We start from the raw sequence: 24,791 nt of genomic DNA on the forward strand, positions 1-24,791 counted from the left end.
TAACCATGAATGCATACTTCGTCCTTTGGCCAAATGACTGGTGCAAACGACTGCTACAAGCCGGGGACAATGGGCCCTTGCAAGTCCTCTATGGCGGTCCTCACACTTCCGTTCCGTCCCTCGGTAAAGTTGCGGCAGATGACTTGATTTATCCCGTAATGGTGAAAGAAGGCCAATTATACATCCTCGGATGCCTACAAGTGACGCATATCACTGAAGCAGAGGCTTATTTACAAGTGCACAACATCAACACGGTGGATACTATGTGGGACACATCTGCACCGAAGCTGCTTAAGCAGCAGCCGATGCTTGGACATCAAGTTCCTCGCACCTGCGTTGACCATGCTGCTACCGGCAGCGGCACCCGTATCCGGTTTGACTGCAATCTTTCAGCAGAAACTGTGAGCCAGCTTCGACTTGGTCCTAAAATCGGGCAAGAAAAAGCTCTTGCTATTGGTACCGACGGTAAAATATCCGCTATACCTCTACAAGGCCACTACCGACGTCTGAGTGCCGATTCTGCAAAGCTTATTGCAGACTTAATGCAAAATTTTTAATAAGCTCACACGTCGCACCGGTACTTAGCACCGGTACTTAATTATTATAAGCTTCAACATCGACCGGCGCACTTATGCCGATATACAAAGCTCGACGTTGATGAACAGAATAGTTATCTTAATCTTTTTAGTCTTCGCAATCGGTAGCAATAGCGGTTGCGATAGACTTAGAAATCGCAAACACCGGCTAACACAGCGTGTACGCCAATTCGTTTTCAATAAAAAGGACAGAATATTCCCAGGCTTTGATGCTACACAAGCTGATACAGAGAGTAACCGTCGGCGCTTTAGAGATTTCTTAGGAATTACTCCAACACCTGACGTTAAAAATATTTACTGTGCTTCTGATCGGCTAGGCATTGATGCTTCTTTCACTTTTACATTTGAATGCAGTCCATCCACCCACCAAGCTATAATTCAGCAGCTACAATTGCAGCCCGACACTGCTATTGTAGCATTTAGCTCGGGTGGTTTCTCAACTAATTATGCCTGGTGGGACAAGAAGCTAACAGAGCAGGTTAAACCTTATAGCAGAAGCCAAGGTGCTCTACGCTGGTATTTATGGCGTGATGAAAAACGCAACAAAGATTATTTTTTGACTTTCGACTTCTGACTTTCCTCATAGCAGGTCTAATACCGAAACTAAATAGCCTATGTCTCTCCCCCTTGACCGGCGCGCTTACGCCGATATGTACGGCCCCACGGTGGGCGACAAAGTGCGCCTCGGCGACACCGACCTGATCGTGGAAGTCGAAAAAGACTACTGCATCTACGGGGAGGAGTGCAAGTTTGGGGGTGGCAAAACCCTGCGCGACGGCATGGGCCAGGCGGCCGGGGTATCGCAGGCCGATGCGCTGGATATGCTCATCACGAATGCGTTGGTAATTGACTACACTGGTATTTACAAAGCCGATATTGGCATCAAAAACGGCCGTATCAGCGGGATTGGGAAAGGCGGTAACCCACACATTATGCCCGGCGTGACGCCCGGCATGGTGGTGGGCGTGACGACCGAAGTGGTAGCCGGCGAAGGCCAGATCCTGACGGCCGGCGGCATCGACTGCCACATCCACTTCATTAGTCCGCAGCAGATCAACGAGGCCCTAGCTTCCGGCGTCACGACGATGGTGGGCGGCGGCACTGGGCCGGCGGCGGGCACCACAGCCACCACGTGCACGCCGGGGGCGTTCTACATCGAGATGATGATGAAGGCCACGGAAGCCTACCCGCTGAACTTTGGTTTCCTGGGCAAAGGCAACTCCTCGAAGCCCGAAGGCCTAATTGAGCAGGTAGAAGCCGGCGCTCTAGGGTTCAAGTTGCACGAAGACTGGGGCACCACGCCCGCGGCCATCGACCAGTGCCTCACCATCGCCGACCAGTACGACGTGCAGGTGTGCATCCACACCGACACGTTGAACGAAAGCGGTTTCGTGGAAACGTCTACCGCCGCGTTCAAAGGTCGCACGATTCACGCCTACCATACCGAAGGCGCGGGCGGCGGCCACGCCCCCGACATTATCAAAATCTGCGGGGAGCCGAACGTTATTCCATCGTCCACGAACCCGACGCGGCCCTTCACGGTGAACACCATCGACGAGCACCTCGACATGCTCATGGTGTGTCACCACCTCGACAACAACATCCCCGAAGACGTGGCCTTCGCCGAAAGTCGCATCCGGGGCGAGACGATTGCCGCCGAAGATATTCTGCACGACCTAGGTGCTCTCAGCATCATTTCCTCCGATTCGCAGGCCATGGGCCGCGTTGGCGAAGTGCTGACGCGCACTTGGCAGACGGCCCACAAAATGCGCCAGCAGCGCGGCCTGCTCCCCGAAGACGCCCACGGCCAAGCCGACAACTTCCGGGTGAAACGCTACGTGGCGAAGTATACCATCAACCCGGCCCGCGCCCACGGTTTCGCCGACGAAATCGGCTCCGTAGAGCTAGGTAAGCTAGCCGATTTGGTGCTGTGGAAACCGCATTTTTTCGGCTCGCGCCCCGAGATGATTATCAAGGGCGGCATCATCGTGCAGTCGCAAATGGGCGACGCCAACGCCTCCATCCCGACGCCCCAACCGTACTTCTCGCGGCCCATGTTCGGCTCGTTCGGGCCAGCTATTGGCAAGACCTCGATGATCTTTGTGTCGCAGGCATCGGTGGCACACGTGCAGCAGCACTACGGCTTGCAGAAGCAGGTGGTAGGGGTAAAAAACTGCCGTAGCGTGTCGAAGAAGGATATGGCCTTGAATGACTATTTGCCCAACATTCAAGTCGACCCAGAAACCTACAAAGTAACCGTCGACGGCGTGCACCTAACCTGCGAGCCGGCCACCAAGCTGCCGCTCGGGCAGCTGTATAATCTGTTTTAAACAGTTGGCCGTCATGCTGAGCTTGTCGAAGCATCTCTACCGCACTACTAACTCCTAACGTGAGGACGAAGCGAGAGAGATGCTTCGGCAAGCTCAGCATGACAACGATTCTGAAACCCGTTCATGACTCAATTTGCCCGCCTCTTACACCTCGTTGACTCGGCCATTCCGACGGGTTCGTTCGCGTATTCGTACGGGCTGGAGAGTAGCATTACTTTTGGCCTGCTCAAGACGCCGTTTGGGCTGCGCAACTACCTGTACTCCTACCTACAACAGGTAGCCAGCATGGAACTGCCGTTCATCAACTCCTGTGGCAAGCTAGCCTCAACCGGCCCAGGCCCCGAGTTGCGCGACATTGTGGAAGCGTACGACGCCATGCTGCTCGTGCCGACCATCCACCGGGCGAGCCTGGTGCAAGGCAAGAATTGGCTGAAGCTGCTCGAATCGTTTTACCCGGCGGCCCGAATGCAAGACCTAGGTGCCTGGTTTGCGGCCGAGGAGCTGCCGCTGCATTTTACGCTGGTGTTTGCCCTGGCGCTCACCCGCGCCGGCTTTGCCGTGGCTGATCTACAAACGATGTACTTGCATATGGCCCTGCGCGACCAGCTCAGCGCAGCCATCCGCCTGGGGTTTGTCGGGCCGATGGCGGGGCACCAGTTGCAGCACGATTTCTACGCTATTTTTGAAGAGTTGCTGGCCAGCCACGCCGCGAAGGAATATCAAGAAGCTTCGCGTTCGGCTTTTTTGCTGGACACGGCGCAGGTTTTCCACGAAGACATTTACTCCAAGCTCTTTCAAAACTAACGCCTAGTGTATCCTGGCGCGTTAGCGAGGATTTCCCAGGAAACCGCAGAAGAGGCGTAGAAGGCGCAATGTTCTACTAAGTACCTAGGGGTTGCCCAATAGAACACGAGCCTAATTCAACATTCAAAACTCAACACTCAAAAATTCAAATCGATGGCTTTTGTTGACAAGCTAGCGTTGCTCCTGCACGGCCACTCCCACGAAGTCCTAGAGTCGCCCGGCGACTACAACCAGCGCGAAACGCGCCGGCTTCCCTCCTACCGCAACTTTCGCAAGCGGGCTTTCACCGTGGGCATCGGCGGGCCGGTGGGCACGGGCAAGACAGCTTTGCTCAAAGCATTATGCGAACGGCTGCGGAATGACTACGAGCTAGGGGTTGTCACCAACGACATCTTTACTCGCGAAGACGCCGAGTTTTTAATTCGAAACAGCGCCCTGAGTGAAGACCGCATCGTGGGTGTGGAGACGGGCGGCTGCCCGCACGCAGCCATTCGCGAAGATATTTCTTTGAATATGGATGCGCTGGAAGGCTTGATGCAGCGGTTCAATTATAGAATTGATTTCCTATTTGTGGAAAGTGGCGGCGACAACCTCGCGGCCCACTTTAGCCGCGAGTTGGTCGACTACTCTATCTACGTCATCGATGTGTCGGGTGGCGACAAGGTACCACGCAAGGGCGGACCCGGCATCACGCAATCTGATTTACTGGTTATCAATAAAATAGACCTAGCTGAGATGGTTCACGCCGACCTAGGTGTGATGGAACGAGACTCAAAAAAGATGCGTGGTGATGGGCCTTTTGTATTCGCACGTGCCCTGCACGGCTTCAATCTTGACGTCATTATCGACCATATCAAAGCGGCGAAAGAGCTGGCTTTGCAATCAGTACGTGAAGACCGGCGGTAGGTAATCCGAATTACTTGTCCCAAAACGGGCCATAAAAGTGGCCCTATTAAGGGCCCTGGTAGAATTATTTTAGGCCAAAAAAATATACACCTGCCACTATACTAGGCACTTACCTCTTCCATACAAGTATAGCAGGCCCGAAGTTTGTGAGCTACAAGTCCTGAAATGGCGGCATGGTATACGAGCTTAGCTGTTTAAAGGTTTTCACCTTTTAATAACAAATCTGCACTATATACTGCATATGCTATTGCAAGGATCTCCCCTACCAAGCGACGAGAAGCAACGCCTGGGCGCACTACGGCCTTACCAGATCATGATCCATAGCTGCCAGCAGGTGTACCAGGAAATTACCCACCTAACGGCCAAGATCTTCCTGACGCCAACCGTACTGCTCTCGCTAGTGGATGAAAATCAGGTCTTGCACGCGGGCGCGTTTGGGTTGCCTAACCTAGCTGCGTCCCTGCCACGTGAGGAATGCATCTGCGCCACCGCTGTGTACCAGCCCGGCACTACTGTTTTCCCAGATTTACAGCTTTTTCCCTGCACTTGGGTACAGCCCAAATTGCTGACGGAGCGGGGCGTTCGGGCGTACGCAGGGCATCCGATCAAAACGATTGCGGGTCAGCCTATTGGTATGTTGTGCCTGATTGATCAGAACTCAAGGGCCTTTTCGGCGGAAGATCAACTAGAGCTTCAACGAATTGCGGCAGTGGCCATGCGCATACTAGATCTGCAGTTGGCTCTGGAGCACGACCCAGAGCAAGGGCCCGCCGTTTGGAAAGCCATTAATCACCGAATTGCCTTATCTATCCAGCGCATCGGCACCCTAACGGCCCTGGCGCAGTGGGAAACGTCGTCGGATACTCCGGCAGCTCGCTCCTACCGCACGTCCATGCACGAAGAGCGCCTGCTCATAATGCAAGAAATTGATCGGGAAATAAGCATCGCTTTTGCCCGCCTTTCAACCGGCGACGTGCGGAAAGGAGTAGCCTAAAAAGCCCACCTAATTAGCCTTGCTGCGTGGTAGCACACCTAGGTAAGCTAGCTGTAGCGTTTAATACTTTCTCTTCAGAGGGTTATACCCAAAAAAAGCGGGGGCAGCTAGTGCCTGCATTACCTCATTGATGAGCGGTTGCAGCTCCAACCGACTCTTTGCCAAAGCGCGAGCTAGGTACACGCCCTCTTTCACTTTCGACACAGTTACCAAATAGTCTTTAGCGGTCATCTGAAAGTGCAGCTCGGTGCTTTCGGGCATCTTGAGCGCCATCAGCGCCTGACTTAATAAGCCAAAGCGCGCATCAGCGGGGTCGCCTACCAAGTACAGCGAAAGTACCGTCTGGTACTGCTCAAAATTAGCCGGCGACGTAGCAATATGTTCAGCAGGGTTGAACACAAAGCGGTCAAGCACCACGGGGCGCCCTGCGCGGCATACTTTCAACTCTGAGTAGAAAGAGTCGAATAAGAACTTTTCCCCGCTATCCATGCGCCCCGAGTGGAGCCAGTCGGCCACGAGCAGCAGCGCGCCGGGAGCTAGGTTCCAGTGTTGTAGTTGTCGGTAACGGCTTTTTTCCTGCAACACCACCGGATCAGGAAATACAACAGCTAGGCCGCCTTCGGCTAATTCGCCTTCTATTACCTGCTCGGCTACGGCCCCATCGACCGACCGGAAGATCTTGGTGTTGGCTTGCGTGCTCAGCAAGAGCCGGGTACCCGCGTGGCAACGCACCCGCAGCCAGATCTGGTCGCCGGCCACCATGCCTCCACCGTAGCTAGAAAGTACCACGTGGCACCCCACGGCCGGCGACCCAGGATTCAGAATCTTCAGCGGCTGGATGTTTTTGCAGGTAATCAGCGCCGATTTTTCGCGTACGCTAGCTACCTCTATCTCGCTCCACTCCGGCACAGGCAGCGTGGCCGACTCTTGGTTGTTCATTAGCGCTAGACCACTGACTTACTTTGCAGCACGGTGGCCAAATCAGCCAAGGCGCCAAGTTCGTAGCGCGGCTCTAGCGCCCGGCACGCTTCCGCATCGCCCATGCCGTAGCTTGCCCAGCACGCATCAATACCGCAGTTGCGCGCAAACAGCAAGTCCGCTTCCGTATCCCCGATCATTAGGATTTCTTCCAGCGGCACGGCCGGGAAATGCGGTTGAATTATCTGTTGAAAGATCATGGGGCTAGGTTTCAGCGCCAACTGTTTGTCGGGAAAGCTCCCGTCGCCGATGAGTAGTGAAAAGAACGGCAACAGCTCAAACCGCGCCAGCGACGCTTCTAGCACGCGACTTCCCTTGTTGCTAATAACCACCGGCATGAGGCCCTGCGCGGCCGCTTGCGCTACCACTTCGTAGGCGCCGGGAAACGGCTGCACCAACGGCTCCCCCTGCTCGGCGTAGATGCCGCGATAGAGCGGCACCCACTCCGTAATCTGTTCGGGCGTGGCCGTTGGCTGAAGCACTTGCAGCGTTACGGGCGCCGATAAGCCCAATTCGATGGTGCGCTGCACATCTGCTTCGGGTGGTGCGGGGAGGTTATACGTTTGAAAAAATTGTTGCAAACTGTATCGAATGGCTTGGCGCGAGTCGCACAGCGTACCATCGTAATCAAACAGCAAAAGAGAATAAGCCATAAGCGAAGGTAAGGCAGCCGTGGTAATCTGCCGCAGCTTCGCTGCCATCCGGGCGAGTGCCCTGCACCCGAGCTAGCTTTCTGGGCGGGCGCTTGCAGGCGCAGAAGGTTATTTACTAACCCTTGACGACCAAGTGCGTACGACTTCCCTGCGGCTGTTTGCCACGGTCAGCACAGCTGGTCTTGCGGGCAAGCGCCCGACCTAGCGTCACCTTCTAAGAAATCTTTCTCATGTCACAAACGGTAAGCGAGTTCCTAATCCAACGGTTGTCAGCCTGGGGTATAAAACGAATTTTTGGCTATCCGGGCGACGGAATCAACGGGCTGATGGGGGCTTTGCGCAAAGCCAAAGACCATATGGAGTTTATCCAGGTACGGCACGAGGAAATGGCCTCGCTCATGGCTTGCGCCCACGCCAAATTTACGGGGGAAGTGGGCGTGTGCATGGCTACGTCGGGGCCCGGCGCCATTCACCTGCTCAACGGCCTTTATGATGCTAAGCTTGACCACCAACCCGTAGTTGCCATTGTAGGCCAAAAAGCCCGTACCTCACTCGGCGGCAACGACCAGCAGGAAGTGGACCTGATGTCGCTGTTTAAAGACGTAGCCAGTGAGTACATTCAGATGGCCACGGAACCTAGCCAAGTGCGCCACCTCGTCGACCGGGCCGTGCGCATTGCCCAGGCCGAGCGCACCGTGACGTGCGTTATCGTACCCAATGATTTGCAGGAGCTTGATTACCAAGAGCCGAAGCACGAACACCAAACCATTCACTCCGGTATCGGCTACCTCACGCCCCGCGTGCTACCTCAAGACGCTGACTTGCACCGGGCGGCTGAGGTGTTGAATGCGGGCAAGAAAGTAGCCATCCTGATCGGGGTGGGCGCCAAAAATGCTGCGCAGGAAGTGATACAACTAGCCGATGTGCTCGGGGCTGGTGTGGCAAAGGCTTACCTAGGTAAAGCGGTGTTGCCCGATGAGTTACCCTTCGTGACGGGCGCCATTGGCTTATTCGGCACCAATGCCTCGCACGAAATGATGCAGCACTGCGATACGCTGTTTATGATCGGCTCGGGCTTTCCATATGCTGAGTTTTTGCCGAAAGAAGGCCAAGCGCGTGGCGTGCAAATTGACCTCGACGGCCGGATGCTGAGTATTCGCTACCCTATGGAGGTGCCCCTCACCGGCGACAGCGCCGAAACCCTGCGGGCCTTACTCCCGCTGCTTCAGCGCAAGGAGGACCGCTCGTGGCGGGAGAAAATTGAGGAGAATGTGAAGGCGTGGTGGCAGCAGGTTGGGGAAGCAGCCCACGAAGAAGCCGACCCGCTCAACCCTAGGTTGGTGTTTGAGAAGCTTTCGCCTTTGTTGCCCGACAACGTCATTATGGCGGCCGACTCCGGCTCTAGCTCTAGTTGGATGGCTCAGCACATCCGCATTCGGGAAGGGATGCAATTTTCGGTATCGGGTACGCTCGCGACGATGGGCTGCGCGGTGCCGTACGCCATTGCAGCCAAGTTTGCGCACCCCGACAAGCTAGCTATTGCCTTCGCCGGAGATGGAGCTATGCAAATGAACGGCAACGAAGAACTGATTACGATTCAGCGCTACTGGCGCACTTGGGCCGATCCGCGCCTGATTGTGCTGGTGCTCAACAACAAAGACTTGAACTTTGTGAGCTGGGAACAGCGCCTGATGCAGGGCGAACCCAAGTTTCATGAGTCGCAAGACTTGCCCGATTTCAAATACGCCGAGTACGCCGAGTCCTTGGGCCTGATTGGCATTACCATCGACAGCCCTGACCAAGTGGAGGACGCTTGGAAAAAAGCACTGGAAGCTAAGCGCCCCGTGGTGATAGAAGCTATTACCGACCCCGAAGTGCTGGTATTCAATGCTAAAGTAGCCATGAAGTACGCGCCTAACTTGGCCTCTGCCATTGTGCACGGCGACACGGGCGCGGCCGAACACCTAGGTGACACCCTGCGCGCCGCCGTCGGGCTGTAGAGTGTACTTTGTTGAAAAACTTTCGTTCGCAAATCAGGTTCTAGAGCCTGTTTTAAGACTTACCCAAACGAGTATATGGAATCCCTGAAAGGCAAGAATGCACTAGTAACTGGTGCTGGTAAAGGCATTGGCCGGGCAGTCGCCCTCGCGTTAGCCGCGGAAGGCGCCAACGTGGCCCTGCTGGCCCGCACCGAAAGCCAGCTGACTGAAGTAGCCGACGAAGTGCGCAAGCTAGGCGTGAAAGCCGCTACCGCCACAGCCGACGTAGCGAATATGGCTGCCGTCAATCAAGCCGTTGAGCAGGTAAAACAGGAGCTAGGCCCCATTGATATCCTGATCAACAACGCTGGTATTGGCACCTTCGGTAAGTTCCTGGAGATGGAGCCAGCAGAATGGGAGCAGATTATTCAGGTGAACCTCATGGGCGTGTACTACACCACGCGTGCCGTGTTGCCCGAGATGATTGAGCGCCAAACCGGCGATATTATCAATATCTCTTCCACCGCTGGCCAGCGCGGCGCCGCCGTCACGAGTGCCTACAGCGCATCTAAGTTCGGTGTAATGGGCCTAACGGAGTCGCTGATGCAGGAGGTGCGCAAGCACAACATCCGCGTGAGTGCCCTCACGCCGAGCACCGTAGCCACGGAGCTAGCTATCAGCAACAAGCTCACCGACGGCAACCCCGACAAGGTGATGCAACCAGAAGACCTCGCCGAGTTCATTATTGCCCAACTCAAGCTCAACCGTCGCATCTTCATCAAAGAAGCCGGCATGTGGTCGACGAACCCGTAGCCGTTGCGCTTTGCTCACTAGTTCATTAAAAAAGCTAGGTCCGTTCTCGAGGGAGAACGGACCTAGCTTTTTTGATTTGTGCTGCTAATAATTGCTGACCTGCTCTCCGGGGCGTTTCAGCTTCACGTAGGTGGGCGCGTTTCGGTCGCAGTAGATTTTGCCCCGCTGGTAGCGTAACTCTACCACCTGAATCACGCTTCGTTTGGCGGCCGTGCTATTCTCCGGCGCGGGGGCGGCTTTGGCGCGACCAGGGTGCGTGAAGTAGTACAAGTAAGCCCGGTCGCCGCTCACAACCACGTCGCAGTGGCCACCGATGGCTTGGTCGTCGCGGCCAGTGCCGGGGTTTTCCAACAGCCGGTCGTTTTGGAGCTGCCACGTTTTGAGGTCGGTGGAGCTGTACACACCTAGGCCCTGCCACTTGTCAATGATCATCCAGTACTGAGCTTTCCACCAGAACACTTTGGGTCCTTCGCCGCGCTCCTTGAGGGCAAGGCCTTTATCCTGCCAGTGGTAGAGGTCGGGGCTGTCGGCGTAGTAGATGGATTTGCCGTCTTTCTCGTTGTTGTACCACATCCGCCACGTGCCATCGATCATGCGGTACACGCTAGCGTCAATCACTTTATCGTTGGCCAGCGGTAAGGTAGCCTCGTAGTGCCAGTTGCGAAGATCTTTGCTGGTGAGGTGTAAGATTTGCCGGGGGTGGTTCCAGTCGGTAAACACACCGGGCACATAGGTTAGGTACATGTGGTACACGCCCTTGTCCTCTACCACATCGGGGGCCCAGTGCGTGTAGCCAGCTTGCGGGCGGTAGTCGATATTGGCCGTGTCGCGGTAAGTCCAGTGGGCGCCGTCGCGGGAGGTAGCAATGCCAATGCGCGTACCATGCACCCACGTCACCCCCTTGGCGTTGGGGTCGGTGGCGCGGCGATTAGTATAGAACATGTACCACTTCTTCGCCTTCTTATTCCAGACGATAGCGGGGTCGGCGGCGCCGTCGTAAATCGGGTCCTGGTAGAGCGGCTTGGGAGCTAGCTTGCCTTTCGGCTTTTTCTGGTTGATTTTGGTTTGTGCTAATGTACTCAGGGGTAACAATAGGAGTAACAGATAGGCTAGGGTGACTTTCATGCCTGCAAGTTATGGAGGTACACGGTCGTATGCTACGGCGGACCGCCCGCTAATAGCGCGAACCGGCGGAAGGCGTTTGGCTAACGTCTTCCGCCGGTTCGCGTTACTTCTTATACGTCTTACTGAAGTTTTCTGGTGGGCGCCTTGGTAGGTTTGGGAGGAAGCATCGTGCCGAACGCACCTTTCTCCTCAAACGACTTGATGACCTCATCTTCCACTGGTGTACGCTTCACGACGGCATTATTGGCCCAGAATTCGGGGTCGTATTTCACGCTTCGTATTTCGTCGAGGTCCTTGGTATCGAGCGAAGCCCGATCGTACTCAATGTTGGTTGGGTTTCGGCTGGTGTCGTAGAAGAAGGTGAAGGCCGATACGTTCATCTTCGTCCGCACTTTACCGGGGCGCTCAATGACGAAGTTTAGGGTCGTCTTGATATGATCGAGGGGCGAAGCAGCGTCGGCCGTGTTCTGAAACGACATGTCAATTTGCAACTCCTTGTCTTTGAACTTGAACGCCGGATTGTTGGATTTGCCCGAATAATTCGGCGTAGTGATGCGGAAGCGCTCTACTTTGTAGGTATCCACGTCAACCCAAATCGTGCCTTTGGCATAGTAGTTCTTTACCTCAGGGCGCGTTTCAAAGCTAATTTCCGCAATACCGCCCTCACCTCTTTCCAGAATTCCCACAATTTCTAGGTAGTAGTTCTTCACCGTATTTGGACCTAGCAACGAGAGCGAGGTAGTGCTGTCCACGCCGGGGTCGTAGAGGCCGTACGCTTTGGTGTAAAAGGAAAAATCCTTGAAGCTCATGAGCGCCTGCTTGGCCGCGTAGCGCCCCTGCGCAATGCTGGTGCCTTGGATGCGGGCATTGTTCGATTTCACGTTCCACACCATTTCCTGTATTTCGGTGGGCTCGTTGTCGATGCGCGTCACTTGGCGGTAGAAGGCTTTGCCGTAGAAGCTCTGCTCGTAGTTCTTGCGCATTTGCTCGTAAGCGCGGTCGGCAAGTTGGAAGGCATAGCTAGCTACTTTCACTTCCGGCAGTGTGATAGACGCCGAGGCCAACGCAATCTGCAATGGCTTGTCGGCGCTGGTCACTCGCACGGTATCCCGCACGTGCGAAATTTCCGACACGATGAGCGTGCGCGGCAGCGAAGGCAGGCTCAGGCTGAACTCGCCGTTTTCGTTGCTGGCCGTACCGAGGGTCGTGCCTTTCACGGCAATGCTGACGAACGGGAGTGGCTGGTTGGTTTCCTTGTCTAGCGTAACGCCGCGCACCTGGTACTGGGCCCGCGCCGTGTGCCCTAGCCCCAGCAGCAACACCAGAAATAAGAAGCTAGCGACCAACCGCTTGCCAGCCTGAAGAAACAACCCGGTTTTCATTCGAACGAGTGAGATATGCAAGGCGAAAAGATTTTGATGAAAAATAATCAGGTGTTTTTCTAACGTAGGCGGCGGCTTTCCGCATATACTACTGACGTAAAAGTAGCCGTTGCCTAGGTAGTAGAGCAGGGCCAAAAGCTTGGCCTGCGGCCTAGCTGCCCCCAAACCTAGGCAAGACGCTGGGGCGCGCACCAGAACAATGCCAAACCCAAGCGGAGCCCCCATTCCAGCGCCGCCAGCAGATTGTTTGCGAAAGGCATAGCTAGAAGCAAGGTCGCTTGCGTATTCTCTGCATGAAAAACCTCGAAATCGTCATTATGCTGATGGCGGTGCTGGCTGGCCTGTCGGCGGTGGCGCAACGTTTTAAGTTGCCGTATCCGGTGCTGCTGGTGCTTGCGGGTTTGCTCATTGGCATCACTCCGGCGCTGCCGAATATCTCGCTGAACCCTGATATTGTGTTCTTCGTGTTCCTGCCGCCCCTGCTCTACGAGGCTAGCTTCAACATGTCGTGGCACGACTTCAAAGCCTACCGCCAGCAGATTTCTATGCTGGCCATCGGGCTGGTATTTTTCACTACTACGGCCGTGGCCTGCCTAGCCCACTATTTCATTCCCGGCTTTAGCTGGCCGCTGTCGTTTGTGCTCGGCGCCATCGTGTCGCCGCCCGATGCAGTAGCAGCTACCAGCGTTACGCGGGGGCTCAATTTGCCCAAGAAAATTACGTCGATTTTGGAGGGCGAAAGCCTAGTGAACGATGCCTCAGCCCTGATTGCGTACCGCTACGCCGTGGCGGCGGTAGTAAGTGGCACTTTTTCGCTGTGGGATGCGGGGTGGCATTTCTTACTGGTGGCGGGTGGCGGCATTGGCATTGGGCTGCTGCTCGGCTACGCTGTGTCGCGCTTGCAGGAGCGCATTTCCGACCCCACCATTTCCACCACTATTACCTTGCTGGTGCCTTTCGTGGCCTATTCCGCGGCCGAGCACGTCGACACGTCGGGGGTGCTGGCCGTGGTGTTCACGGGCCTGGTGGTGTCGTGGCGCTCCTACGAAATCTACGATACAAACACACGCGTGCAGAAGAACAGCTTCTGGGACGTGTTTAGCTTTCTGCTGAACGGCTTCGTGTTTATTCTGATCGGCTTGCAACTGCCCTTTATTATTAGGGGGTTCAACGAGCTGACGCTGCCCGTCGTCATCGGCTACGGCTTGCTCATTAGCTTCGTCGCTATTGTCATTCGTATCGTGTGGGTGTATCCGACTTCCTACTTGCTGCTGCTGTTCAACAAGCTGCTAGGTCGGAAGAAGAAAAAAGCCACGCTCAACCTAAAGTCGTTGTTTATCACCTCGTGGGCAGGTATGCGCGGGGTGGTGTCGCTGGCCACGGCGCTAGCCTTGCCGCTTACCCTGCGCAACGGGCAGCCATTTCCGCACCGCAACGAGATTCTGATGATCACCTTCATCGTGATTCTAATCACGCTGGCCTTGCAAAGCCTCACGCTGCCGTGGCTTATCCGCCGCCTCGACGTGCAGGAGTCGGAGGAAAAGACCGTGACTGAGGAGCAGAAAGTACGGCTGCAAATGGCGGAAGGCTCCATGGCTTTTCTGGAAGCCGAGCTCGCCCAGGGCGAAGATGAGCAGGCATTAGAAGAGCTCAAAGCTAGGTTTCAGCGCCAGATCAGCCGCCTGAACGGGGTGCTGGCCGCTGACAACGATGAAGAAGAGGATACCAATGACCAAGCTTTGTTTCAGCAGTTTTTACACAAACGCCTGGAAGTTGTAGAGCACCAGCGCGCTATGCTCGTGCAACTTCATAAAGAAGGCAAGTACAGCGAAGCAACCATCCGTAAGATGGAAGCGGAGTTAGATGCCCTGGATATCAGCTTACAGGCCCAACTCAGCACCACATAGCAAGCCTCGTATAGTATTCTTTATGCTATTCAACCGTCATTTTCTGCTTCGGACTGTAGCTCCACTAGCCGCGCTAGGCATCGCGGGCACGGTTTTCTTCGACCGTTTCTTTATTAAGCATCGCCCTTTCCGCCTACGCAAGAATCCGCAGCCTACGGTAGCGCTCAAAATCGCGCATCTCTCCGACCTCCATCTGAAATCGGTGCATTTTGGCCTGCGCCGCTTGTGTCAGCAGCTAAACCAGTGGCAGCCCGATCTGCTCGTGTTCACGGGCGACTCCCTAGACGACCCAACCAAGCTTAATTGCTTAGATGAATTGCTAGGTCTGCTGGATGCTGCCGTACCGAAAGTAGCCATTCTGGGCAACTGGGAATACAAGCGGCACGTGGACGTGCCCCAACTGCGGCAGGTGTACGCGCGCCACAACTGTCAGCTTCTCATCAACGAATCCACTTCGTTTGTGCTGCAAAACAAGCGCGTGGCCGTCTCTGGCACCGACGACCTGATGCAGGGCACGGCCAACTACACCAAAACGCTAGCCGGCTACAAGCCAGCCGACTATCACCTGCTGCTCACGCATTGCCCGCAGTACTACGACGTCATCCGGACCAAGTACACGGGCACGCCGCCCATCGACCTGGTGCTGGCCGGACACACGCACGGGGGCCAAATTACGTTCTGGGGATTTGCGCCGCTGCTGCCGCTGGGCACCGGGCGCTACGTAGGCGGCTGGTACGCCGCCGGGCCGCCCCTGTACGTATCGCGGGGAATTGGTTGCAGCACCCTGCCCATTCGGTTCGGGCCTCGCGCGGAGGTCGCCTTGTTCACGGTAGACTTGTAACGGAAGCTTCTGCTCGCCCGAACCTAGCTGCTGACTTGCTGGCATCAGCTCTCAGCGCCGCCACCAGACCTAGCTTTTGCTGGTTGTGAAGCACCTTATTTCTTCTCTCATCCATTTCCGAATATCCCCTCATGAATTTAGCAGGCAATACCGTTCTTATTACCGGTGGCGGCTCCGGCATTGGCTGGGCCATAGCCGAGCGTTTTTTGAAAGCTGGCAGCAACGTCGTCATCTGCGGCCGGCGCGTGGAGAAGCTCCAAGAAGCGCAGCAACAATACCCTCAGCTGCGGACCCGCGCCTGCGACCTAGCCGACGAAGCCGACCGCGTGGCCTTGTTTGAGTGGGTTAAGAGCGAAGTACCACAGCTTAATGTGCTCGTCAACAACGCCGGCATTCAGCGCCGCCTACACCTGGCCAACGACGAGCAGGCTCAGGACTGGAGCGGCCACCGCCAGGAAATTGCCACAAACCTCGATGCGCCTATTCACTTAGCCACACTCTTTATTCCGCTGCTGCGGGAGCAGCAGCACCCGGCTATCATTAATGTGTCGTCGGGGCTAGCTTTCACGCCGGCGGCTTTTGCGCCCGTCTACAGTGCCACGAAAGCGGCCTTGCACTCCTTCACGCTGTCGTTGCGACACCAGTTGGCCCTCACAGGTATTCAGGTCATTGAGATCATACCGCCCGCCGTGAACACCGACCTAGGGGGCGCCGGCCTGCACACGCAAGGGGTACCGCTCAATGAGTTTACCGATTCGGTGATGCAACGCGTAGCAGCGGGAGAGCTGGAAGTCGGCTATGGCACTTCAGAGGAGCGACGCAATGCTTCGCGCCAGGAGCTCGATGCATTTTTCAAGAAAATGAATGCCTCGTAACGTTTCCAGCTAAGCTTCTAGCAATAATGCAGGGCGTCAGGCTGCGCTGGGTGAAGCACCCCTCCTCTTCACCCAGCGCAGCCTGACGCTTTAGTATATGATACAGCACCTTTGTTTTTTCTAACCTTTCCCAGCAATTAGGCTATTTTCGCAATTCACACTACCTGAACCCTGCGAACTGCCTTGTCGTTATCCCGCTCCCTCGCCTCGCTTTTGCTGTTGCTTGTCCTGCTGACCGCTGTTGTCAGCTCGGCCCAACGGCCCCGACAACAAACTCCGAAAAAGAAAGCCACGCGCACCGCTACCCAGCGCGAGCGCACAACGCGTTCTACGCGTGCGACTACCGCACCCCTGAGCAAGGCTGCTCGTGCCAAAGCCGCGGCCGCCCAGAAAGCCTTGGCCGCTGCCCAAGCCCGCAACGCACCGGTGCCCTTTGCCTCGCAAGTAGCTAGCTCGCATTGGGTCGATTCGGTGATGAAAACGCTCACGCCCGACCAGCGTGTGGCCCAGCTATTCATGGTAGCGGCCTACTCCAACCGCAAGCGCATCGACGAAGACTCCGTGTCGACATTGGTGCAGCAGTATGGCGTAGGCGGCCTAATCTTCTTTCAAGGCGGGCCGGTGCGGCAGAGCAAGCTCGTGAACCGCTATCAGAGCCAGGCCAAAGTGCCCCTGTTGGTGGCCATGGATGGCGAGTGGGGCGTGGGCATGCGCCTCGACAGTACCACGCGCTTCCCCTACCAGATGAGCATGGGCGGCATCCGCGACAACCAACTCCTGTACACAATGGGGCAGGAGATTGCGCGGCAGTTCAAGCGGCTCGGCATGCACGTCAACTTCGCGCCGGTGGTCGATGTGAATAACAATGCTAGCAACCCGGTCATTGGCTTTCGCTCGTGGGGCGAAAACCGCGAAAACGTGACCGAGAAAAGCTACCAGTACATGAAGGGCATGCAGGACGCGGGCGTGCTGGCCGTGGCCAAGCACTTCCCCGGCCACGGCGACACCGACACCGACTCGCACCTAGCGCTGCCGCTCATTCGCGTCGATCAGCGCCGCATCGATACGCTGGAGCTATTTCCCTTTAAGAGCCTGATGCGCCGCGGCCTAGGGGGCGTTATGATTGCCCACCTCAACATTCCGGCCCTCGACAGCACCGGCATGCCCTCTACCTTGTCCAAACCCATCGTGACGGACCTGCTCAAGCAAAAGCTAGGTTTTCAGGGCGTGATCTTCACGGATGCCATGAACATGAAGGGCGTTATCAGCAAGTACCCGCCCGGCGACGCGGACCTGCGCGCCATCTTGGCTGGTAACGACATCTTGGAGTTTTCGCGCAACATCCCACTGGCGTTGCGCATGGTGCGCGAAGCCATCAACCAAGGCCAAATCAGCCAGGCAGAGATTGACGCACGCTGCCGCAAAGTATTGGCGTTGAAGCAATGGTCAGGCCTTAACCACTACAAGCCCATCGACCTCAAAAACCTGTACCAGGACCTAAATACGCCGCACGCCAACTACCTTACGCGCCGCCTTTCGGAGCTAAGCGTGACGCTGCTGCGCAACCAAAGTAACTTGCTGCCCTTGCAGCGCCTCGATACGCTCCGCTTGGCCACGCTCACCATCGGTACCAAGGACACCACCTCCTTTCAGCGCATGGTAGCCGACTACGCACCCGTGCGGCACTTTTGGCTGCCGGCCAACGCCTCGCTTAACGAGCTGACGACCATGCGCGAAACCCTGAAGCCCTACAACACGGTGCTGGTGGGCGTGAACAACATGACCAACTTGCCCGCTACTAGCTTCGGCGTGACGCCCGAAACCAACGTGCTGCTGCACGAGCTAGTAGGCCAGAAGCAGAAGGTGATTGTGAGCGTGTTTGGCAACGCCTACTCCCTAGCCCGCATCCGCGACCTAGACCGCGCCGACGCCGTGCTACTCGCCTATCAGGAAAGTCAGAACGCCCAGGAAGTGACGGCCGAAATCGTCTTTGGGGGCCTAGGTGCCACAGGCAAGCTGCCGGTTACGGTGAGCCCCCGCTTCGTCATCGGGTCGGGCATCATCACACAAGGTGGCCAGCGCCTAGCTTATAGCTACCCCGAGGCCATGGGCATGAACAACAACCTTGAAGCTAGGATTGACTCTATCGTCAACGGTGCCATTGCGGCCCAAGCCTTGCCTGGTGCCGAAGTGGTCATTGCTCGCAAAGGCACGGTGGTGCTGCGCAAAAGCTATGGCACGCACAGCTTTGCCGATGCCCCATTCCAGGCTGGCAAACCCAGCCGCCCCGTGCGCAACACCGACATTTACGACCTAGCTTCCCTCACGAAAGTATCGGCGGCGCTGCCTTCACTAATGAAGCTGCAAGACGAAGGCAAGTTCAACCCCGACATGACCATGGGGCAGATCTTCCCGGAGTTCAAGGAAACGAATAAGAGCAACCTGAAGCTGCGCGACGTGCTCACGCACCAAGCCCGCCTGAAATCCTGGATTCCGTTCTGGAAAGATTACACCAAAAAGGATGGCACCCTGCGTCGGCGCTTCTTCCGCACCGATTCGTCGAGCCGGTTTCCGCTGCCGGCCACGCGTCAGCTGTGGGCCCGCAAAGACTTTCCCAAGCGCATTCACAAGGCCATTGGCGAATCGCCGCTGAATGAGAAGCCGGGCTACGTATACTCCGACTTGTCCTTCATCATGTACCCGGTGTTTATACAAGCTGCGTCTGGTAAGCCGCTGGATCAATTTGCGTACGAGAACTTCTACAAGCCCCTCGGTGCTACCACGCTCGGCTACACGCCCACGCGCCGCTTCCCCCTAGCCCGCATTGCCCCAACGGAATACGATTCGCTGTTCCGGCGCCAGCAGCTCCACGGCACCGTGCACGACGAGGGCGCAGCCCTGCTTGGGGGGTTGTCGGGCCACGCGGGGCTTTTTGCCAACGCCAACGACCTAGCGAAGCTCGTGCAGATGTACGCCTGGAACGGCCGTTACGGTGGGCAGCAACTCATCAAAGCCGAAACGCTAGCCGAGTACGAACGGTGCCAGTTCTGCCCCGACAACCGCCGCGCCCTCGGCTTCGACCGGCCCGCGGCAAACCCAGCCGTCAATGCTTCGAAGAACGCTTCGCAAAGCGGCTTCGGGCATACGGGCTACACCGGCACGTATTGGTGGGTGGAGCCCAAGGAAGACCTAGTGGTGGTGTTCCTCTCCAACCGTGTGAACCCAACGCGGCGCAACAACAAGATTTCGGCGCTGAACGTGCGCACCAACATTCTGCAAGTAGCCATCGAGGCAGCGCAGAACCCCGGTAAAACCACGGTGGGCTCGGCGGCGCCGACGAAGCAATAAGCTAGGTTTGCTTCTACTCCTTCGCCCTGTGAACGGCCCGAGCTGCAGTTCACAGGGCGATTTTGCGTAAACGGATTTCTCGTTTGAGTTCCAGTAGGAAGCACCTCTCTTGCCTTCGCCCTTCACAGATTTGCCCACGGGGCTAGGTCCATGGTCACCCTCGCCTCCCAGTATTTAGTAAGCCGACGTAGGCAGCCGACGCGGAAAGCTACTTCAGTAATGCCTCCGAAGTAGTGGAAATAGTCAGCAGCTTCGACACGGGGCAGTTCTGCCGGGCATCAGCAACTAGTTCTTCAAATTGCTGCAACGACAAATCGGGCACCACCGCTTCCACGCGCAGGTGCGAGCTGATGATCGTACCGTTTTCGAGCACTACCTCACATTGGGTATTGATGAAAGTAGGCACAACACCCAGCGCTTGCAGGTTGAAAGCTAGCTTCATCGAAAAGCAGCCCGCGTGTGCCGCCGCAACCAGCTCCTCGGGGTTGGTTCCAACGCCATTGGCAAAGCGCGTTAAATAAGAATACTGTGCCTGCTTCAACACGTTACTAGGAGTAGTGAGCTGGCCCAACCCTGCTGTGCCAGACCCAATCCAATGCGCCGTAGCGGAACGCTTCATAGTCATCTGCTGCAATTTTAATACGTGCTAGTATAGTAGCTTGTTAATACTTATCCATTGGAAGCAGAAGCGTAGCGAGCATCAGTCATTTGCCTCTAGCCCGCGCCTCGCTTTGGTTGTGAAAAATATAATTTTTCGCGCATCCTACAAGCTCAACCACTAGCACCTTCATTAGTTCATGTGCTTCTACTTCCGTTGGTGCTGAATGCCCTCGTATGCCTGCTGATGAGTTGGTTTTGCATTCGGCTCAGCACGCAGCGCGTGGTTGTTCGGGGAAAATGGCTACTTTAAACCTGATCTATTCCACCCCACCCACTCCACCTATGCTAGGTCTGATGATGAATCAGCCGCTGCGCATTGCCGGGCTCCTGGAGCACGCGGCGAAGTGGCACGCTGATACTGAAATTGTCTCCCGCCTGCCCGAAGGCAGCATTCACCGCTACAGTTACCACGCCGCCCACGAGCGGGCCAAGCAGCTCGCTAACGCGTTGCTGGCGCTCGGCGTCACGACCGGCGACCGGGTTGGGACACTGGCCTGGAACACCCACCGCCATTTTGAGCTGTACTACGGCGTGTCAGGGCTCGGGGCGGTGTGCCACACCATCAACCCGCGCCTGTTCCCGGAGCAGCTAGTGTACATCATCAACCACGCCGCCGACCGGTTTATCTTCTTCGACCTAACTTTCTTGCCGCTAGTAGAACGGCTGGCCCCCCTTTGCCCTGCTGTGGAAGGCTGGATCTTGCTCTCCGACCGCGCCCACATGCCCGCCAACGCGGCCATTTTTGCTTTGCACTGCTACGAGGAGCTGCTGGCGGCTCAAAGCACTGCGTATGAATGGCCCGTGTTTGACGAAAACACCGCTTCTTCCTTCTGCTACACGTCCGGCACCACCGACGAGCCCAAGGGCGTGCTCTACTCCCACCGCTCCACGCTGCTGCACAGCTACGCCGCCTCCCTGCCCGACTGTTTCAACTGCTCCTCGCGGGATGTGGTTCTGCCCGTGGTACCTATGTTTCACGTCAATGCCTGGGGCATTCCGTACATGACGCCGCTTAATGGCTGCAAGCTGGTGCTGCCTGGTCCCGGCCTCGACGCCGCTAGCTTATTCGAATTGTTTGAGCAGGAAGGCGTGACGTTCACGGCTGGGGTACCCACCATCTGGTTTGGGCTGCTCACCTTCATGCGGGAGAAAAAGCTGCGGTTTGGCACCCTGAAGCGCATGATCGTGGGCGGCGCTTCCTGCCCACCCACATTGCTAAAAGCCTTCGACCAAGAGCTAGGCATTGAGATTCGGCACGCCTGGGGCATGACGGAAACCAGTCCGCTCGGCACCGTGAGCACGCTCAAGATTAAAAACCTCCAGCTTTCCGAAGACGAGCAGTTTGCCCTCAAAACCAAGCAAGGCCGCTTGATCTTCGGCGTAGATATGAAGATCGTAGATGACGAAGGCCAGGAACTGCCGCACGATGGCGTAGCCTTCGGCGACTTGCTGGTGCGCGGCCCCTTCATCGTAGGCGACTATTTCGGCACGGCGCACCCTGGCCAGCTAACGGCCAGCGGCTGGTTCCGCACCGGCGACGTGGCCACCATCGACCCCGACGGCTTCATGCAAATCACCGACCGCTCGAAGGACGTGATTAAATCGGGCGGCGAGTGGATCAGCTCCATCGACCTCGAAAACCTAGCCGTGGCCCACCCCGCCGTGGCCGAAGCCGCCGTGATTGGCATCCCGCACCCGAAGTGGAGCGAGCGGCCCCTGTTGGTAGTTGTGCGCAAACCCGGCCTGGACGTAAGCCCGGAAGAGCTGTTGCAGTTTTTCGAAGGCAAAGTAGCCCACTGGTGGAAGCCCGATGCTGTGGAGTTTGTGGAACAACTGCCGCACACCGCCACCGGCAAGCTGCTCAAAACCAAGCTCCGGCAGGATTTTGCAGGGTATGTGTTTTAGGGAAGCTAGGTCCTGTTCTTATTTTTCTTCACACCTTAATAATAATTTGGCGGCGGTAGAGCCACGCTAGCACCAAGGTCCAAAGCACCAGATAAGCTAGGGCCCAGGCCAGGGAGGCGTGGTGCAAATCGGTGAAGTGTGGCACGAAGTAGTGGGTGTAGAGCCAGTCGCGGATGTATACTTTTTCGCCGGTGGCGTCGTGCAGTTTTAAGCGCGAAATGACCCGATCGACGGCTTCGGAGAGAAAGTACACGGCGAAGGCATTCACGCCGTAGATCCGAAAAAATGTGGTCCAGGCGCCGCGAAAGCCCTGCACATCGCAGAGCCAGTAGAGTGTAGCCAACACCAGCGTAAGAATGCCGCCCGAGTAAAGCACATAAGAGCTGGTCCACAGGTTCTTGTTGATGGGAAACCAGCCGTTCCAAATCAGGCCTAACACGATAGCGAAGCTGCCCGCCACAAATAGCCACACGACTTTGTTGGTTGGGCTCACGCCAGGGCGGCGCAGCCACTGGCCAGCCAGCACCCCAAGCAGGCCCGTCCCGATGGCGGGTAAGGTACCAAGCAGACTTTCCGCATCCCAGCCCCCCTGATCCGACATCAGGTGAGCCGGCCGAAATAGTAGTCGATCGAGCCAGGCCCCTAGGTTTGTTTCGGGGTCGAGGTTGGCGGGTCCATAATCCGGCACCGGCACCAATTGCATCAGGACGTTGTAGCCCACCAGCAAACCCACTAGCGTCCAGAACTGCGTGCGCCAGCTCGTTTTCAGGAAGAGGATGCTGCACGCTAGGAAGACGAGCGCAATGCGTTGCAACACCCCGGGGATGCGGAAGCTCGTAAAGTAAAAGTGCGGCAGCAAGGCGATGAGCATGCCTAGCACCAGCATGATAGCCGCTCGGCGAGCTACACGCCCCAATGCCTGCTTGTGGCGGGCGGGGTCGGGGCGGGTAGAGGCGAGGGCATACACCAACGATACCCCGACGATAAACACGAAGCCCGGAAATACTAAGTCGCTGGGGCGGCACCCGTTCCAGGGAGCGTGCATGATGGGCTCATAATAATAACGCCAGTCGCCGGCGAAGTTGACGAGCATCATCAGCAGCACCGTCAGGCCCCGAAACACATCCAAGGACAACAGGCGGCTAGGTCCCGAAGCTTCGGCGAGCGGGGCAGCGCCAGTAGTCGCTTGGGCGGCTTGGGTGGTAGTAGGCATACGTAAGCGTGATAGTATAATGAAGCGAGTGGCAGCGCCAGAGGTTGCGCCGTACTTTTCCCTTGAACCCAGCAAAGACTATTCTGGGCGGGTTCTTATGCCTTTCTCTTTGTTCAGATGCGCTGCCGAGTTACGGGGTATTTATTCAGACCTTAATAATGATGCGCTTTTCATACATCACCCACAAGATGCCAAGCCAAATCAGCACGCAAACAATAGCGCCGGCCAGTGAGGCATTGATCGGGCTGAAGTAAGGCACAAAGAATGTGTCGTAAAGCCAGGTGCGCAGCCCCGTCGGCGTGCCATCGGCGCCCGGCAGCTTGATCATGTTGAGTAGCCGGGGCACCAAGCCCGACAGGAAGAACACAGTAATGGCATTTACCCCAAACACCAAGAATGGCTTGATCCAGCCCCGAAAGCCGTGCACGTCGCAGAGCCAGTAGAGCATACCTAGCGAAGCAGCGGCCAACCCACCCGTGTAAAGCACAAAGGAACTAGTCCACAACGCTTTATTGATCGGAAACCAGCCATTCCAAATCATACCGAGCACCACCGCTGTGCCGCCCACTACGCACAGCCATGCTACTCGGGTGGCGGCATCGAGGTCGGAGCGCCGTAGCCACTGGGCGGTGAGCATACCGGCTAGGCCGGTACCCACGGCAGGCAGGGTGCTTAGCAGGCCTTCGGGGTCCCAGGTACGGCTGCTTTTCCACAGATGGTTTTCGCCCAGCATAAGGCGGTCGAGCCAGGCACCTAGGTTTGTTTCGGGGTTGAGGTTGGCGGGGCCATAACCCGGCACCGGCACGAGCTGCATCAGCACATTATAAGTTACGAGGATGCCGAGCAATAGCCACGCCTGGGTGCGCCAATTCGTTTTTAGAAAGAGGATGCCGCAAACTAAAAACACGAGAGCAATGCGCGCCAACACGCCAGGGAGGCGCACGGTGCTAAAGTCGAAGCTCGGGAATAACGCCCCAAACAGCCCTAGCCCGTAGAGCACCGTCGCCCGCCGCACGATGCGCATCACGACCTGGCTTTGCCCCTGCGTCGCCTGCTTGGCCGAGCTAAGCGCATACACCAGCGACACGCCCACAATGAACAAAAAGAAGGGAAAGATCAGGTCGGTAGGCGTGCAGCCGTTCCACTTGGCGTGCTCCAGTGGCGCGTAGATGTGGCCCCAGTCGCCGGGATTGTTCACCAGAATCATGGCCATCACGGTGATACCGCGGAACACGTCGAGCGACACGAGTCGGCCGGGCTGCGAGGCCTCCACCAGCGGGACGCTAGCGGTAGTCTGCACGGCAGCTTGAGTAGTAGCTTGCATAAGGAGCGTGAAGAGAAAGATGCCTAGGCAGCTACCCTAGCCACCACTTCGCTAAGCTAGCTTTTTAGCGTGGAAGCTGCTCAGCAAAAATTGTGGCTGGAACTAAGAAGGCAACCAGCCGAATCTAGATTATGGATAGCGCACATTATCAATTTATT

Annotated in this window: 20 protein-coding genes; 13 read left to right on the top strand and 7 right to left on the bottom strand. The window is 56.6% G+C overall.

All coding sequences use genetic code 11. The features are described from left to right. The first annotated feature begins 5 nt into the window (after positions 1-5). The 6 genes from BXP70_RS20000 (at position 6) to BXP70_RS20020 (ending at position 5,630) form a co-directional block, all read left to right on the top strand. The gene (locus BXP70_RS20000) at positions 6-557 is read left to right on the top strand and encodes a hypothetical protein (RefSeq protein WP_086595896.1); all 552 of its coding nucleotides are present in this window, start codon (positions 6-8) and stop codon (positions 555-557) included. A gap of 100 nt (positions 558-657) precedes the next feature. Next, positions 658-1,170 carry a hypothetical protein gene (locus BXP70_RS29540; RefSeq protein ID WP_143436592.1) on the top strand — a complete coding sequence of 171 codons (513 nt, stop codon included), beginning with the start codon at positions 658-660 and terminating at the stop codon, positions 1,168-1,170. 40 nt (positions 1,171-1,210) lie between these two features. Further along, positions 1,211-2,926: an urease subunit alpha gene (gene ureC / locus BXP70_RS20005; protein WP_086595897.1), complete on the top strand. Its 1,716-nt coding sequence runs from the start codon at positions 1,211-1,213 to the stop codon at positions 2,924-2,926. A 123-nt stretch (positions 2,927-3,049) separates the two neighbouring features. Further along, positions 3,050-3,730: an urease accessory protein UreF gene (locus BXP70_RS20010; RefSeq protein WP_086595898.1), complete on the top strand. Its 681-nt coding sequence runs from the start codon at positions 3,050-3,052 to the stop codon at positions 3,728-3,730. A gap of 153 nt (positions 3,731-3,883) precedes the next feature. Next, complete coding sequence (gene ureG, locus BXP70_RS20015; RefSeq protein WP_086595899.1) at positions 3,884-4,636, top strand: urease accessory protein UreG; 753 nt, start codon at positions 3,884-3,886, stop codon at positions 4,634-4,636. A gap of 241 nt (positions 4,637-4,877) precedes the next feature. Further along, positions 4,878-5,630 carry a GAF domain-containing protein gene (locus BXP70_RS20020; RefSeq protein WP_086595900.1) on the top strand — a complete coding sequence of 251 codons (753 nt, stop codon included), beginning with the start codon at positions 4,878-4,880 and terminating at the stop codon, positions 5,628-5,630. 60 nt (positions 5,631-5,690) lie between these two features. Here the strand turns inward: BXP70_RS20020 and BXP70_RS20025 are convergent, their stop codons facing one another. Together BXP70_RS20025 and BXP70_RS20030 are read right to left on the bottom strand one after the other, a co-directional pair. Further along, complete coding sequence (locus tag BXP70_RS20025) at positions 5,691-6,569, bottom strand: urease accessory protein UreD (protein WP_086595901.1); 879 nt, start codon at positions 6,567-6,569, stop codon at positions 5,691-5,693. Positions 6,570-6,574: 5 nt separating this feature from the next. Next, on the bottom strand, positions 6,575-7,261 hold the full coding sequence (locus BXP70_RS20030; protein WP_179197762.1) for an HAD family hydrolase: 687 nt from the start codon (positions 7,259-7,261) through the stop codon (positions 6,575-6,577). 230 nt (positions 7,262-7,491) lie between these two features. On the opposite strand from BXP70_RS20030, the gene BXP70_RS20035 reads away from it, so the two are divergent. Both BXP70_RS20035 and BXP70_RS20040 read left to right on the top strand, forming a co-directional pair. After that, positions 7,492-9,261: a thiamine pyrophosphate-requiring protein gene (locus BXP70_RS20035; RefSeq protein WP_086595903.1), complete on the top strand. Its 1,770-nt coding sequence runs from the start codon at positions 7,492-7,494 to the stop codon at positions 9,259-9,261. 75 nt (positions 9,262-9,336) lie between these two features. Then, a complete protein-coding gene (locus tag BXP70_RS20040; RefSeq protein WP_086595904.1) occupies positions 9,337-10,053 on the top strand; it encodes a 3-ketoacyl-ACP reductase in 717 nt (238 codons plus the stop codon). An 84-nt stretch (positions 10,054-10,137) separates the two neighbouring features. Here the strand turns inward: BXP70_RS20040 and BXP70_RS20045 are convergent, their stop codons facing one another. After that, the gene (locus BXP70_RS20045) at positions 10,138-11,178 is read right to left on the bottom strand and encodes a glycoside hydrolase family protein (RefSeq protein ID WP_086595905.1); all 1,041 of its coding nucleotides are present in this window, start codon (positions 11,176-11,178) and stop codon (positions 10,138-10,140) included. A 119-nt stretch (positions 11,179-11,297) separates the two neighbouring features. Then, on the bottom strand, positions 11,298-12,560 hold the full coding sequence (locus tag BXP70_RS20050; protein WP_179197763.1) for a carboxypeptidase-like regulatory domain-containing protein: 1,263 nt from the start codon (positions 12,558-12,560) through the stop codon (positions 11,298-11,300). Positions 12,561-12,853: 293 nt separating this feature from the next. On the opposite strand from BXP70_RS20050, the gene BXP70_RS20055 reads away from it, so the two are divergent. The 4 genes from BXP70_RS20055 (at position 12,854) to BXP70_RS20070 (ending at position 19,531) form a co-directional block, all read left to right on the top strand. Continuing rightward, on the top strand, positions 12,854-14,467 hold the full coding sequence (locus BXP70_RS20055) for a Na+/H+ antiporter (RefSeq protein WP_086595907.1): 1,614 nt from the start codon (positions 12,854-12,856) through the stop codon (positions 14,465-14,467). Positions 14,468-14,489: 22 nt separating this feature from the next. Beyond that, positions 14,490-15,308, top strand: a complete 819-nt coding sequence (locus BXP70_RS20060) for a metallophosphoesterase (protein ID WP_179197764.1) — start codon at positions 14,490-14,492, stop codon at positions 15,306-15,308. 131 nt (positions 15,309-15,439) lie between these two features. After that, the gene (locus tag BXP70_RS20065; RefSeq protein ID WP_086595909.1) at positions 15,440-16,183 is read left to right on the top strand and encodes an SDR family oxidoreductase; all 744 of its coding nucleotides are present in this window, start codon (positions 15,440-15,442) and stop codon (positions 16,181-16,183) included. A gap of 213 nt (positions 16,184-16,396) precedes the next feature. After that, entirely contained in the window at positions 16,397-19,531 is a 3,135-nt protein-coding gene (locus BXP70_RS20070) for a glycoside hydrolase family 3 N-terminal domain-containing protein (protein WP_245849696.1), read from the top strand. A 208-nt stretch (positions 19,532-19,739) separates the two neighbouring features. Here the strand turns inward: BXP70_RS20070 and BXP70_RS20075 are convergent, their stop codons facing one another. After that, the gene (locus BXP70_RS20075; RefSeq protein ID WP_394334999.1) at positions 19,740-20,150 is read right to left on the bottom strand and encodes an OsmC family peroxiredoxin; all 411 of its coding nucleotides are present in this window, start codon (positions 20,148-20,150) and stop codon (positions 19,740-19,742) included. Between the two features lie 278 nt (positions 20,151-20,428). Between BXP70_RS20075 and BXP70_RS20080 the strand changes: the two genes are divergently transcribed. After that, a complete protein-coding gene (locus BXP70_RS20080; protein ID WP_245849697.1) occupies positions 20,429-22,096 on the top strand; it encodes a 3-(methylthio)propionyl-CoA ligase in 1,668 nt (555 codons plus the stop codon). Between the two features lie 28 nt (positions 22,097-22,124). On the opposite strand, the gene BXP70_RS20085 is transcribed toward BXP70_RS20080, so the two are convergent. Beyond that, on the bottom strand, positions 22,125-23,309 hold the full coding sequence (locus tag BXP70_RS20085) for an acyltransferase family protein (RefSeq protein ID WP_086595911.1): 1,185 nt from the start codon (positions 23,307-23,309) through the stop codon (positions 22,125-22,127). A gap of 145 nt (positions 23,310-23,454) precedes the next feature. After that, positions 23,455-24,633 (bottom strand): acyltransferase family protein, encoded by a 1,179-nt coding sequence (locus BXP70_RS20090; RefSeq protein WP_086595912.1) that lies wholly within the window; start codon positions 24,631-24,633, stop codon positions 23,455-23,457. Positions 24,634-24,791: the final 158 nt, after the last annotated feature.

The organism is Hymenobacter crusticola (assembly GCF_002154225.1).
Lineage (GTDB): Bacteria > Bacteroidota > Bacteroidia > Cytophagales > Hymenobacteraceae > Hymenobacter > Hymenobacter crusticola.

Excerpts from the sequence above, each read along its gene's own strand:
- BXP70_RS20000 (WP_086595896.1), top strand. The coding sequence starts at position 6 with ATGAATGCATACTTCGTCCTTTGGCCAAATGACTGGTGCAAACGACTG.
- BXP70_RS29540 (WP_143436592.1), top strand. The coding sequence starts at position 658 with ATGAACAGAATAGTTATCTTAATCTTTTTAGTCTTCGCAATCGGTAGC.
- ureC (WP_086595897.1), top strand. The coding sequence starts at position 1,211 with ATGTCTCTCCCCCTTGACCGGCGCGCTTACGCCGATATGTACGGCCCC.
- BXP70_RS20010 (WP_086595898.1), top strand. The coding sequence starts at position 3,050 with ATGACTCAATTTGCCCGCCTCTTACACCTCGTTGACTCGGCCATTCCG.
- ureG (WP_086595899.1), top strand. The coding sequence starts at position 3,884 with ATGGCTTTTGTTGACAAGCTAGCGTTGCTCCTGCACGGCCACTCCCAC.
- BXP70_RS20020 (WP_086595900.1), top strand. The coding sequence starts at position 4,878 with ATGCTATTGCAAGGATCTCCCCTACCAAGCGACGAGAAGCAACGCCTG.
- BXP70_RS20025 (WP_086595901.1), bottom strand. The coding sequence starts at position 6,569 with ATGAACAACCAAGAGTCGGCCACGCTGCCTGTGCCGGAGTGGAGCGAG.
- BXP70_RS20030 (WP_179197762.1), bottom strand. The coding sequence starts at position 7,261 with ATGGCTTATTCTCTTTTGCTGTTTGATTACGATGGTACGCTGTGCGAC.
- BXP70_RS20035 (WP_086595903.1), top strand. The coding sequence starts at position 7,492 with ATGTCACAAACGGTAAGCGAGTTCCTAATCCAACGGTTGTCAGCCTGG.
- BXP70_RS20040 (WP_086595904.1), top strand. The coding sequence starts at position 9,337 with ATGGAATCCCTGAAAGGCAAGAATGCACTAGTAACTGGTGCTGGTAAA.
- BXP70_RS20045 (WP_086595905.1), bottom strand. The coding sequence starts at position 11,178 with ATGAAAGTCACCCTAGCCTATCTGTTACTCCTATTGTTACCCCTGAGT.
- BXP70_RS20050 (WP_179197763.1), bottom strand. The coding sequence starts at position 12,560 with ATGAAAACCGGGTTGTTTCTTCAGGCTGGCAAGCGGTTGGTCGCTAGC.
- BXP70_RS20055 (WP_086595907.1), top strand. The coding sequence starts at position 12,854 with ATGAAAAACCTCGAAATCGTCATTATGCTGATGGCGGTGCTGGCTGGC.
- BXP70_RS20060 (WP_179197764.1), top strand. The coding sequence starts at position 14,490 with ATGCTATTCAACCGTCATTTTCTGCTTCGGACTGTAGCTCCACTAGCC.
- BXP70_RS20065 (WP_086595909.1), top strand. The coding sequence starts at position 15,440 with ATGAATTTAGCAGGCAATACCGTTCTTATTACCGGTGGCGGCTCCGGC.
- BXP70_RS20075 (WP_394334999.1), bottom strand. The coding sequence starts at position 20,150 with ATGAAGCGTTCCGCTACGGCGCATTGGATTGGGTCTGGCACAGCAGGG.
- BXP70_RS20080 (WP_245849697.1), top strand. The coding sequence starts at position 20,429 with ATGGCTACTTTAAACCTGATCTATTCCACCCCACCCACTCCACCTATG.
- BXP70_RS20085 (WP_086595911.1), bottom strand. The coding sequence starts at position 23,309 with ATGCCTACTACCACCCAAGCCGCCCAAGCGACTACTGGCGCTGCCCCG.
- BXP70_RS20090 (WP_086595912.1), bottom strand. The coding sequence starts at position 24,633 with ATGCAAGCTACTACTCAAGCTGCCGTGCAGACTACCGCTAGCGTCCCG.